This is a genomic window from Desulfovibrio intestinalis, assembly GCF_014202345.1.
Lineage (GTDB): Bacteria > Desulfobacterota > Desulfovibrionia > Desulfovibrionales > Desulfovibrionaceae > Desulfovibrio > Desulfovibrio intestinalis.
Genome location: NZ_JACHGO010000002.1, coordinates 503,959 through 516,953, shown reverse-complemented (window position 1 = coordinate 516,953; position 12,995 = coordinate 503,959). Strand labels below are relative to the sequence as shown.

Annotated in this window: 8 protein-coding genes; 5 read left to right on the top strand and 3 right to left on the bottom strand. The window is 52.1% G+C overall.

The window, feature by feature from the left end; translation table 11 throughout:
* Positions 1–43: 43 nt before the first annotated feature.
* From HNQ38_RS04975 to HNQ38_RS04965, 3 genes are all read left to right on the top strand, one after another.
* Positions 44–343, top strand: coding sequence for a hypothetical protein (locus HNQ38_RS04975; protein WP_183718297.1), 300 nt, complete (start codon positions 44–46; stop codon positions 341–343).
* Between the two features lie 102 nt (positions 344–445).
* The gene (locus HNQ38_RS04970) at positions 446–1,354 is read left to right on the top strand and encodes an HDOD domain-containing protein (protein WP_183718296.1); all 909 of its coding nucleotides are present in this window, start codon (positions 446–448) and stop codon (positions 1,352–1,354) included.
* Positions 1,355–1,399: 45 nt separating this feature from the next.
* Positions 1,400–3,070, top strand: a complete 1,671-nt coding sequence (locus tag HNQ38_RS04965) for a bifunctional diguanylate cyclase/phosphodiesterase (RefSeq protein ID WP_183718295.1) — start codon at positions 1,400–1,402, stop codon at positions 3,068–3,070.
* 166 nt (positions 3,071–3,236) lie between these two features.
* On the opposite strand, the gene HNQ38_RS04960 is transcribed toward HNQ38_RS04965, so the two are convergent.
* On the bottom strand, positions 3,237–4,070 hold the full coding sequence (locus HNQ38_RS04960; RefSeq protein WP_183718294.1) for a DJ-1/PfpI family protein: 834 nt from the start codon (positions 4,068–4,070) through the stop codon (positions 3,237–3,239).
* Between the two features lie 179 nt (positions 4,071–4,249).
* Here HNQ38_RS04960 and HNQ38_RS04955 point away from each other — a divergent pair, with 179 nt between their 5' ends.
* On the top strand, positions 4,250–5,221 hold the full coding sequence (locus tag HNQ38_RS04955; RefSeq protein ID WP_183718293.1) for a GlxA family transcriptional regulator: 972 nt from the start codon (positions 4,250–4,252) through the stop codon (positions 5,219–5,221).
* A 265-nt stretch (positions 5,222–5,486) separates the two neighbouring features.
* Here the strand turns inward: HNQ38_RS04955 and HNQ38_RS04950 are convergent, their stop codons facing one another.
* On the bottom strand, positions 5,487–7,646 hold the full coding sequence (locus HNQ38_RS04950; RefSeq protein WP_183718292.1) for a RelA/SpoT family protein: 2,160 nt from the start codon (positions 7,644–7,646) through the stop codon (positions 5,487–5,489).
* 193 nt (positions 7,647–7,839) lie between these two features.
* Complete coding sequence (locus tag HNQ38_RS04945) at positions 7,840–9,489, bottom strand: peptide-binding protein (RefSeq protein WP_246387988.1); 1,650 nt, start codon at positions 9,487–9,489, stop codon at positions 7,840–7,842.
* A 150-nt stretch (positions 9,490–9,639) separates the two neighbouring features.
* On the opposite strand from HNQ38_RS04945, the gene HNQ38_RS04940 reads away from it, so the two are divergent.
* Positions 9,640–12,915, top strand: coding sequence for a DEAD/DEAH box helicase (locus tag HNQ38_RS04940; RefSeq protein ID WP_183718291.1), 3,276 nt, complete (start codon positions 9,640–9,642; stop codon positions 12,913–12,915).
* The last annotated feature ends 80 nt before the right edge of the window (positions 12,916–12,995 follow it).

The following is a 12,995-nucleotide window of genomic DNA, read 5'->3' as shown; positions in this document are numbered from 1 at the left end:
CCGCTGGTTCCATCTATAAAAAAACAATAAAGGACAGAGTATTATGATAAGCCAGGAAGAAATACACAAAATACTCGCCGAGGCTCTGCGCATGACCCAGGAAGGCGGAGACGTCTCTCACAAGTACAGCCCGTCCTTATCGCTAATGGGTACCGACGGCATACTGGATTCACTTGATACAATGCTATTTTTAGATAATATTGATGATCTTCTTACGAAAAAAATGGGAAAAAGTGTTGCCGTGGCTATGGACTCGGCTTTTGAGCACGAAGACAACCCCTATCAGACCATGCAGTCGCTGGCAGAATATCTGGTGTCAGTTCTGAATGGAGAAGAAGGGTAAGCAAAAAGATTCCCAGCGTATTGTCCGGCATCGGCTATCAGATAAAGCCCTAATGCCGTCCTTTCCGCTGCACTACGGAAATCTAAACCGGGATTTATACGCATGCACCCTCAAGAAGACGCCCGCGCCTGCCTGCAGGAACTTCAGCAAAAGCCTCCGGCCCTCCCCTTTGAGCCGGATCTTCTTCCTATGCTTTTTGCCGCAACGAAAAGCAGTTCGGCTACTCCTGCCAAGGGGCTGGTAACACTTATTGAGCGGAGCCAAAAACTGACCACTCGTGTTCTGGCTACTGCCAATTCCGCTGCATACGGCCAGGAATTCAAAGTATCCACACTACACAGAGCCATAAATATTCTGGGCTTAAAAACCATACGAACCCTGGTGGTTATGGTGGGCATGGCTGCTGTCATCAAAGGGGCAAACCTGCCAAAGGGCTTTAGCGTCAGAGAGCTGTGGGTGCATGAATTAAAAACTGCAACTATTGCCAAGATTCTTGCCGCAGAACTGGGCGGCCCCAATGGAGCGTGGGGTTCCACCGCCGATGAAAAAAATCGTCTGATAATGGACCCTGACGAAGCCTATATCGCTGGTCTTCTTCACGATATTGGCAAGGTTTTTTTTGCATCTACCCGCCCGGACCTGTGGGAAACGATGGAAAACATGCGTAACGAATCCAGCCAGCAATATTTTGAAGTTGAAAATGCTTACTGGAGCATGGATCATGCGCTTATTGGGGCGGTTATTTTATATCAGTGGAAACTCCCCCTTATTCTCACAGAGCCCATAAATTGGCACCACTCCCCTGAACTGGCCCCCACTTGCAAAACGGAGGCGCGGCTTATTGCCGCAGCCAATATAATTGCCCGCAACGAACCAGATGCAGAAGGAAACCTGTGTGAAGAGGCCATTGCCCTTCTGCCGGAGCGCTGCGATATTGCTGCTATTGGCACAGCAATAGCACAATGTTTGGCTGCCACAGATAATGAAGCCTTCACGACTCTTGTTGAATAGATTGAATGTCCGCATAATCCGCAAGCATAGTTCCTGAGGATAAGAATGCAGATAGATCGTGGGCTGGATAAACTGCTGCATGGTCAGTACGACGAGGCTCTGGAGGCATTTTGCCAGTCCAGTCCTTCGCCACAGGCTGAAAAGCTTTGCCAGATAACAAAGGCACTTGCTGAAACAAAAGATTACGCAACGGAACTTGCAAAAGGAAATCTTTCCGTTTCACCGCCAGCTTCTTCAAATTCGTTTGCAGCGGAGCTTACTACGCTGCACATGAACCTCAGACGCCTTGCGCGCCAAATGCTCATGGTCTCAGCCGGCTATCCGGCGTTGCCCGCAGACTACATGGGTGAACTTTCCGACGGCCTTGATTTTGTCATGAATCAGGCTGCGACATTAAAAAATCAGGCCGAGTACGATAAAAGTCATGATTCCGAAACAGGCCTTCTCAACCGCAAGGCCTTCGTGCGTTCGGTTCGCGGTATTCTTCAAGAGCAGCCGGACAGGGTTGGGGTGCTGTTCTGTTGCGAACTGGACAACATCAAATACATCAATGATGCCTATGGCTACGATAATGGCGACCTATACCTGAGCAGGGTTGCGGAAGTGCTTTCGGCCTGCACCTATGGCACAAGTTTTCTCGCTCGCCTGGCTGGCAACGAATTCGCCGTGTATGCTCATGGTTTCAACAATGAGGACGATGCCTTCGGTTTTGCGCAAGGCTGCCTGAAAACCCTGCTTAATACCCGGGTTATGCTGCGAAACGAAGAAGTGTGGATTCGAGCCTCAAGCGGCGCCGCAGTTTACCCACATGACGCTCTTGAAGGCGATATTCTCATGAACTGTGCCTATCACGCACAGCTTGAGGTCAAGAGCCGCAACCGGGGTACCCTGATGCGATTCTGCCCGGAAATTTATCGCAGAAAAGCCAATGTATTCGGCAGGCAGGAAAAACTGAATGAGCTGCTCGACGGCAAACTGCTGCGCTTTGCCTTTCAGCCCATTGTCAGCCTGCACGATGCCCGTATAATCGGCTATGAAGCGCTGATGCGCCCCACCATACCGGACTTTTCCAATCCGCTGGATGTTCTGGCTCTTGCTGAAAACCAGTCCAAGCTCCTTCAGCTTGAAAAGGTGACGTTTGAAATCATCTTTGAATGGGTTTACAGCCACAAGCATCTGCTTGCTGACAGAAAAATCTTTTTCAACACTATCTCCACCCGGTTTTTAAATTTGGCGGAACTGCGCGGCATTCACCCGCAGTGCGAAGACATATGTAAAAATATGGTGTTCGAGATTCTGGAGACAGCAACCGTAGAAAATTCGCTGGCGCAACAGGTCAAAGACTTTCGCGCAGAGATGTCCACTCAGGTGGCTCTGGACGATTTTGGCTGCGGCCATTCTAATATTCTGCGGTTGATTAACCTTTCGCCTGATATTCTTAAAATCGACAGATTTTTTATCAAATCCATTCACAACACTTCCGCATCGCAGAAAGAACTTCTTTCCGGCCTGCTGAACTATTGCCGTGCCAAGGGAATTTTGAGTCTTGCTGAAGGCGTGGAAACTTCAGACGAACTGGCCAGCGTGATACGTATGGGTTTTGACTATGTGCAGGGTTTTTATCTAGGCCGGCCAGAGAAACATCTGAATGAACTTGATAAAAGCATCCAGGCTGAGATTTTGGATTTTCGCCAAAAATTTTCTCCACACAAATAAAAACGGAAACTGTGAAATGGTACGACAACCATTGATATCCGGCAATTTTTATGGCCCGAAACACTGCTGAGTTTCGGGCCATTTATTTTGCACAGGCAAGCTGGTGGAATACAAAGCCCGTAATCAGGCAACATGCGGCCCGCCAGCCCTCCTGTGCTATCAACTGCTATTGAGGGGCAACACCCAACCGCAAGGCGGCCTCTTCAAGGCTGCGTTGGGCATATGGCATTTTTTCCTTTATGCGCGCCTTATACTGCGCCTTTACCGCTGTCACAAGCTCCGGTTGCGCCACCTTGGGTGATCCGCTTGTAAATGGCGGCGCGGGATCGTACTCGAGAACCAGCTGTTTTGCCTGGGCAGCTTCTTGCCCAGCAATGAGAGAAAGCAGCACAAGGCCAAAGTCCACACCAGAGGTGACGCCAGCCCCTGTAACGCGGTTGCGGTCATGAACAACACGGCTATTCGTGGGAACAGCTCCAAAATATGCCAGCTCATCCAAAAGCGTCCAGTGCGTTGTGGCCTTGTAGCCCTTCAGCAAGCCTGCCGCGCCAAGCAAAAATGAGCCCGTGCAGACACTGCTGACCCATTGTGCCTTTTGCCCCACAGCGGCTAGCCACTCTATCATATCTTTTTGCATGATCTGTTTGTACGGGTCGCTTGTGCCGGGCACACACAAAATGTCCGTATCCGTGATGTCCGCAAAGGTTGCTGTGGGCAACAAAACAAGCCCCTTGTCAGCCTGGCTTTCGGCATGGACAGGCTCTTTGTCCCGCCAGACATAGTCAACCCTGAACTGTGCCCCGGCAAGCACTTCTGCCGGACCAATCAGGTCCAGCGCCGTCATGCCCTCATAAAGCACAAAAGAGATGTGCGGCAGCTTGGCAGCTGGTTTCGAGCCAGAAATGCCCATACTTTCGTCAGTTTTTGCCATAGAATTGCCCGGCAGAGACATCGCCGCGGCGGCAGACAGCATGGAAACAGTAAAATCTCGTCTTGTCATTGGTACTTCCTTTATTGAGGCAATAATTGAAGAAAATACCATAAGATGCGCCTTGAAAAAGCTCTTCTCGTGCCAATCAGCAACGGGATTTTGCCATCTTGCATAATGCAGATTGGCTTCTTCCAACCACTGAGGTACAGAGGCAGCATGTTTCACCTGCAAACAGCCAAGGCACTGTCATGAAATCAAATTTAGCAACGCATAGAATAGGTATTCTGGCGCTTGAGGGCTTTGTTCCCTTTGACTGCACAATTCCGTATCAGATGCTCTCAATGGCTGTCCCAGGTGGCAGCCATGCGGCATACGAAATCTGTTTTATCGGAGAAAAAAATATTGTCTCTTCCGAGCAGTTCAGCATTACCCAAGTGCTTCCCCTGACTGCCATTCACGATATGGAAACAATTATAATTCCAGGGATTATTCAACCGTTTTCCTACCACAATACCGCTGTTTTTGAGGCTTTGCGCATGGCTTATACCGCTGGCATCAGGTTGGCTTCCATCTGCACAGGTGCTTGCATACTGGCGGCTGCTGGTTTGCTGAACGGCCTGTCTGCCACAACACACTGGGCAATTGTTGAAGAATTTGCCCAAAAGTATCCACAAGTCGCCGTTGAACCAGACATTCTGTTTTGCGACAATGGGCAGATCCTCACTTCAGCCGGGCTTTCTTCTGGCATTGATCTCTGTTTGCACATGGTACGAAAAGATTTGGGAGCCGCTGCGGCAGAAAAACTTGCCACCTATTTTGTTGTGCCACTTGAACGAGACGGCGGGCAAAGACAATTTGTAAAGCATTCCACACCACAGTCTGCCAGCAATTTGTCTGCCCTGCTGCTGTGGTTGCAGGAAAATATGCATAGAACCATGACATTGCAGCAGATATGCCAGCAAGGAAACATGAGTCTGAGAACACTGAACAGGAAATTTCAGGAACAAACTGGTGTGCCGCCCATGACATGGCTGACCAGGGCGCGCATACGGCGGGCGCAAACACTTCTTGAGTCCAGCGCAATGTCGGTGGAGGAAATCGCTGCCATCACCGGATTTGGTTCAGCGGGATCGTTTCGGGATCATTTTCGGCATATCGTGGGTACAAGCCCCACGGCCTGGAAAAAAACACACAATCTTTATTACGCGCAGCAATCTTGATCTGCTCGCCCCCACGCGGGCATCTGCCACACACCAGGCTGCTTTCGTGAGGCTAGAGGTTAATCGTTTGGTTTAAATATGAGCTTCGTGCTCATTTCGGCATTGCACCGGATTAAAAGTAAAAAATGACATCCTCACAGCGCAATGGCTTGCGGCATAGCGTCGCGCTATAGGAAACAGTAAGCGGGTAAAGAACCACGAATGAATACACGGCCTGGGGCAATTACGCCGCAGGCCGTGAAAAGATGACGATATAAGAGGATGTTTACTGTGCGTCTTCAGTATCACGCACTACTTCAAGAATGGGCGGTAGGGCGCGTATGGCCTCAATGAGCTGATACAGTTGCGTGGCGTCGCGCACTTCAACAGTAAAGCGCAGCTTGGCGCGGCCATCCACCAGGTTGTCCATATTCAGCCCGGTGATATTCACATTGTTCTTGGCCAGCACCTGCGCCACAAGAGCCAATACCCCGTGCTCGTTCTTGGAAATAATAAAAATGCCAGCCTCATATGGCTTTTCTTCCGCGCCATCCCAATGGACAGATATGAGCCTTTCCGGCTCCATATTGGCCACGTTGGGGCAGTCTGCGCGGTGCACACTAATGCCAAGCCCACGGCTGATATAGCCAATAATTGGGTCGCCGGGCACAGGATTGCAACACTTGGCAAAACGCATGAGCACGCCGTCCACGCCAGAAATGCCCACCCCTTCAGTCTTGCGGGTGGCGGCATCCTTGCTTTCCTTGACAGTGGGCGTTGCAGGTGCGGCTGCGACCGCGTCAGGATGCAAAACAGCATATAGCTTGTTGAGCACCTTGCGCGGCGTGGTATGGGCATAGCCTACTGAGGCTATCAGATCATCCACGCCTTCAAAGTTCATCTCTTGGGCCACAAGGGCCATGTGGCCTTCTTTGATGGCCTTATTGACATTAAGACTGACCTTGCGGCCTTCTTTTTCCAGCATGTCCCGCCCGAGGGTGACGGCGTGGGAGCGTTCTTCAGTACGCAGATAGTGCTGAATGCGGCTGCGGGCCCTGGCGGTTTTGACAATCTTGAGCCAGTCCCTGTTGGGATTACGGCTGGGGTCTGTAACAATTTCAACAATATCGCCGTTCTTCAGCTCCGTACTCAGGGGCATCAGACGGCCATTAACCTTTGCCCCGGAACAGTGCTGGCCGACCTTGGTGTGGATGATAAAGGCAAAATCCAGAGGCGTGGCCCCTTCGGGCAGCTCTTTCACATCGCCTGCAGGCGTGTAGACGTAGACCTCGTCCTTGAAGAGATCCATCTTGAGCGAATGCATGAACTCGCGAGAGTCGGTTTCTTCACTCTGCCTTTCAAAAATTTCGCGCAGCCAGCCGAACTGCTCCAGATCTTTGCTGTTGACGCGCCCTTTTTCCTTATACAGCCAGTGAGCGGCCACGCCGTGCTCGGCCTGACGGTGCATATCTTCAGTACGAATCTGAATTTCAATGCGCTCGCCCTCTGGCCCGATGACTGTGGTGTGCAGACTTTGATAGCCGTTGGTTTTGGGCATTGAAATATAGTCTTTGAACCGGCCGTGCACGGGCCGCCACTGCGAATGCACAAGGCCAAGCGCGGCGTAACAATCCTTGATATCTTTGACCAGCACACGAAAAGCCATAATATCGTGCATTTCGTCCAGAGTCAGGGATTGGGATTGCATCTTCTTATAGATGCTGTGCTTGTGCTTGATGCGCCCGTAAACCTGACCTTCAATGCCGTTTGAGGCCAACAGGTCTTGAATGAGCTCCACGACCTTGGCGATAATCTGCTTTTCCACCACCTGATGCTTGTCGAGCCAGTGGTCTATCTGATTAAAAATGTCTGGGCGCAGATATTTGAAACTCAGGTCTTCCAGGTCACGCTTGAGGATATACAAGCCAAGGCGGTTGGCCAAAGGCGCATAAATATCCATTGTTTCCTGGGCGATTCGCTTTTGCTTGTGGGCTTTTTGAAAATCAAGGGTGCGCATATTGTGCAGACGGTCAGCCAGTTTGACCATAAGCACACGCATGTCGTGGCTCATGGCCAGAATCATCTTGCGTATGTTTTCAGCCTGCGCTTCTTCCTTGTTTTCAAACGGGATCATGCTGATCTTGGTCACGCCGTCGACAATGTCGGCAACGTCTTCGCCAAAATTCTCGTCCAGTTCTTCAATGGTGGCCTTGGTGTCCTCCACCGTATCGTGCAGCAATCCGGCAGCCACGGTGGCTTCGTCAAAGCCCATTTCAGCCAGGGTGTCGGCCACTGCCAAAGGGTGAGACAAATAAGGCTCACCTGAAAGGCGCGTCTGCCCCACATGAGCAGTAGCGGCGAAAACATAGGCTTTCTGGATAAGCTCCAGATCAGCGGCGGGGTTGTGCGCCGCAACTTTGTCGAGAATTTCCTGTATACGAATCATGCGTAAGTCCCATCCGGGGCGTAAAATCTTTGTTATGTTTTTGACTATGTTCTCACTTGCGCGGCCTTGTCAACGTTACAGGCTGTGTGAAAATCCCTGTATTTTCAGTAAAGCCCGCTAAAAGCCCGGCAAGGCGATGCCTTGCCGGGCTGCAAATACAATTGATCTGTCATCGTTTCGGCACAAACTGGGCTTACTCTGGCGTAAGGCTGTATTCTTGCAACTCTTTGGGTACCCACCACTTTTCAAAATTGTACATTATGCCCGCAAGTGTCGGCTTAACCCCTTGAAAGCGCTTTTGCACGACGGGCAAGGCGTAGGGTACGAAAAGAAAGCAATAGGGCTGCTCCGCATCAAGTACTTCCTGCATGCGGTAGTACAACTGCGCACGCGTTTTCTGGTCAGGCGTTGACCGCGCCTCTTCCAGAAGCCTATCCACTTCGGCATTTTTGTAGTAGGTAAAGTTGAGGCCTCCCTCAAAAGCCTGTGAGGAATGCCAGACCTGATAAATATCCGGGTCCTGGGGGGTGGTCCAACCGAGAATTATGGCGTCAAAGCGCCCTTTATTGACAAATTCGCGAATAAAGGCAGCCCATTCTACCGTGCGGATGCGCACGTCAATGCCAACTGCCCTGAGTTGCGATTGCATTACGGTGGCTGTGAGAATGCGCTGCTCATTGCCCTGATTGGTCAGAATGGTAAAGGAAAACGGCTTGCCGTCCTTGTCCAGCAGGCCATCACCGTCGCTGTCGGTAAAGCCCGCCTCGGCCAGCAGGGCACGGGCGGCAGCAATATTTTGCGGCATGGGTTTCAAGGTTGGGTGGTACGCCCATACGCCCGGCTTGAACGGCCCAAAAGCCGGAATCCCCTGCCCCATCAGCACGCCCTGAATAATGCTCTCACGGTCAATGGCCTGCGAAATAGCCCTGCGCACGCGTACGTCTTTGAAAAACGGATGCTGCAGGTTGAAGCCCAGAAAAACATAGGATGAATCCAGGTAGCGAAACTTGTTGAAATCACGCTCCCATACCGGCCCCGAAGTCTGCCGCAGATATTGCAATGGTGAAAGACCCATAACGTCAACCCGCCCAGCGCGAGTCTCCATAAACATAGTAGCGTTGTCGGGAATGATGCGGTATACGACCTCGGCGATATGGGGTTTGCCATCAAAATAGCTGGCGGAAGCTTCAAGAATGATACGACTGCCCGGTTCCCAGGATTTAAGGCGGTAAGGGCCGGCGCCTACTGGTTTTCGCGAAAGAGGCGTGCTACGGATGTTCTGCCCTTCCAGTAAATGCCGGGGCAGTATGGGCTGCATCCATGTGGACACAGACCGCGCAAAAAAATGTTCATATTCTACTTCAAAGGTGTAGCGATCAATCACGCGAAAATTTTTTATGCGTGAAAAGTCCTCGGCGTAAGGACTGCCCGTGGCCGGATCAGCCACAACCTTGCAGGTGTAGGCCACGTCTTCGGCAGTAAGCTCGACGCCGTCTTCCCAAAGGATGCCCTTGCGCAGGGTGAAGCGCATGAGCCGCCCTTCGTCTTCCATGCTCCAGCTTTCGGCGGCCCAGGGCTCGACCTGGAGGTCCTTGTCGTAACGCAGGGGCGACACATAGATAAGATTGGCCACTTCATGCGACGCTGAATCAGCAGTAAGATAGGGAATCAGATTGGATGCTTCCCCAATGCTGCCAAAAAGAATGCGCCCACCGTCAACGGGGTTGTCCCAAGCTTTTTCTTTTGGATTCCCTTCATTAGCAAAAAGAAATGAAACACCAAAAGATCCCATAAAAACAGTCAGTAAGAGCGTGATTCCAGCCCTGACAATTACACTCAACATACTGTTTGCTCACTCAAAATTTATTTTTTCCATATTGTGAAGCTTCATATTGCTTTCGCCCCCCTACCTGTGCTATTTATCGCAAACATCATAACAGCGCCCTGTCATTGAAAAAATTCAACAAGTCTGACAGGGAATTTTGGGGAACGCATGAGCCGATCAGAACAAAGCGTCGTACGCGAAATGTGCCAAGCCTTTTTGCACGATAGCGTGCCGGAATACATACGCGACGCAGCGTACTATATACTGTCCGAAGGTGAGGTGCAAAAAATAAATATTCAGGAAGGCGAGACCTGGGACGTACAAGGCGTCATTCAGGGTGACGACCTGCAGGTCTATACGCCCAGCCTGAGTTTGACCATCACCGACCGCAGCACGCGACACCAGTGCAACTGCTCAGATGCGTTCACAGGTATTTGCCGACATGTGGCGGCCCTTGCTTTGCGCCTTGTGGAAGAGCTGCGCAAAGAGCAAGGCGATGCCGAAGAAAGCCCGCCACCAAGCACGGACTGGAAACAGAGTTTCCGCAATTTTTTCTCAACGGATATGGAGCCAGAACCAGGCCGCCACTACCTCATCTTCCGGTTTGAACCGGAACAGGGGCGTCTTCTGGTATCCTTCTTTCGCGGGCGTCAGAACAAATCCGGGCTGTCCAGCGTACACAATGAAGTAACGCTGGAACAGATCATCAACAATCCCGACTGGTGCGAATTTTCGCCGCAGCTGCCCCATGTGGCCCGGCAGATTGGTCAGCATCTCGATTATTACGGACACAGGGTTGAAATCCCCCAGGGTCTGACTTCGTGGTTTTTCTGGTCAGTGCGTAAGGAATATTATCTGCTCTGGAAAGACACAGACAAGCCCTGCCGCATTGAAAGCACGCCTTTTGCCCTCAAACTCAAGCCCATCCTGGACGATTCCGGCTTTAGCTTCGAAGTGCTGCTCAAGCGTGAAGGCCGCCCGCCCCTGCCCATTCGGGCTGGCGCTGCCAGCCGCGCTGCTGCTGAAAGCCGTAGCTCGCAGAACGAAAGTTCCGCCCCTGAAGACGCGCCCATTACCTTTCACGGGCAAATGCCGCTGTGGGTCTGTTACCAGCATAATTTCTATCCGGTGCAGACGGGCCTTTACCCTTCACTCGTGCGCAACCTTATTTATGAGCGCCCTGTGGTGCCCCACGAAGAAATATCCGAATTTCTCGACAGGGTGTGGACGCGCCTGCCCGCTTCGGAGCTTTACGAGCCGCAGCAATTCCTCAAGCAGATGGAACCGGTGTTTCAGCCGGCCACCTATAATCCCAAGCTCTTTCTTGATGAGGAAGGCAGCCTGCTCACCCTTGAGATCGACAACATCTATGAAACCCGACACGGCGAGTTCACGCTCAACGGGCCCAACCCGGACTTTCAGACCGGCAGCTATGCCTATGAAGGACAGACCTTCCTGGTGCGCCGCCATCAGGACGAAGAAGCCCTGCTGATGACCGAGCTCGCTGGCATGGACTTTCAGGCCCGTTCGAGCAAGTTGTGGTTTCTTGAGCCGGAAGAAGCCATTGCCTTTCTGCTGGACTACTACCCCAAGCTGGTTGAAAACTACCGCGTCTACGGCGAAAAAGCCCTTTCACGCTACAAGGTGCGCACGGCCACATCCAATATTACCGCAGAAGTGGTCAGTAATGAAAAAGAAAAATGGTTCTCGCTGGACATCACGGTTGACTACGAAGGCCAGTCACTGCCCCTTGAAAAAATCTGGAAGGCGTGGACACGCGGCAAGCGCTATGTGCAGTTGAAGGACGGCTCGTACACGAGCCTGCCCGAAGCCTGGCTTGAAAAGCTTTCTCACAAGTTGACGGCCCTGGGTCTTGACCCCTCCAAGCCGCCGCAGCACAAGTTCAAACAGTTTGAAGCCCCGGTGCTGGACAGCTTGCTTGAGGACCTGCCCGGCGCTGCCACAGACTCTTTCTGGAACAACCTGCGCGAGAAAATACGTTCCTTCCGTGAAGTGCGCCCCATTGAACCTCCCAAGGGGCTCAATGCAGACCTGCGCGCCTATCAGGTGCAGGGGCTCTCTTACCTCAACTTCTTGTCTGAATACGGCTTCGGCGGCATTCTGGCTGACGAAATGGGTTTGGGTAAAACCGTTCAGACGCTCGCCTTTATTCAGCATATGGTCCAGAACAGTCAGGGCGGCCCCAACCTTATCGTGGTGCCTACCTCAGTGTTGCCCAACTGGGAACGTGAAGCCGAAAAATTCGTGCCCAGCCTCAAGCTGCTGACTATTTACGGCACGCGCCGCGAAGGCATGTTCAAGCATATCTCCAGCTCTGACCTCATCATCACCACATATGCTTTGTTGCGGCGCGATCTGGAAGAGATGGAGAAGTACGAATTCAACACCGTTATTCTGGACGAAGCCCAGAATATCAAAAACCCCAATACGATCACAGCCAGAGCCGTGCGGCGCATCAACGCCCGCATGCGCCTGTGCCTGTCGGGCACGCCCATCGAAAACAATCTTTTCGAGCTCTGGTCGCTGTTTGAGTTTCTCATGCCCGGCTTTCTGGGTTCACAGCACGCATTCCAGCGTGGCATTGTCAAACCCATCAAGGACGGCGACGCCGAAACCCTTGATTACCTGCGTACTCGCGTGCGCCCGTTCATTTTACGCCGTACCAAGGCCGAAGTTGCCAAGGATCTGCCGCCCAAGGTGGAAAGCGTCACCTGCTGCGCGCTTGAAGACGCTCAGGCAGAGCTTTACGCCGCCTTGGCGCGCAAGCTGCGTGCCCAGGTGCTTGCCGACGTGGATCAAAAGGGTTTGGCCAAGAGCCAGATGTCCATTCTGGACGCCCTGCTCAAACTGCGCCAGATCTGCTGCCACCCCCGGTTGCTCAAGCTGGATATGCCCGGTTTCTCCAACAACCTGCCTTCCGGCAAGTTCGACGCCTTCAAGGATATGATTATGGAAATTGTGGAAGGTGGGCACAAAGTGCTTGTCTTCTCACAGTTTGTTCAGATGTTGCAGATTATCAAGCAGTGGCTTGAGTTCTCGCAGGTGCCCTTCTGCTATCTCGACGGGGCCAGCAAGGACCGCTTTGATCAGGTGGACCGCTTTAACAACACCCCCGAGATTCCCATTTTCCTTATCTCGCTCAAGGCAGGCGGCACGGGCCTCAACCTTACCTCGGCAGACTACGTTATCCACTATGACCCCTGGTGGAACCCCGCTGTCGAAAGTCAGGCTACTGACCGTACCCACCGTATCGGCCAGACCAGACAGGTGTTTTCCTACAAGCTTATCTGCCAGAACACAGTGGAAGAAAAGATACTCAAGCTTCAGGAAGCCAAGCGCGGCGTGGCCGAGGCCATTATTCCCGGCCAGGACACGTGGAAATCTCTTACACGCGAAGATCTGGAAATGCTTTTTGACGTGTAACAGCTGCCAGCAGGCTGCCGCATAGGTTCAGCCAGCAGTGCCTAAAACATAACAAGGGCTTACTCCACATGGGGTAAGCC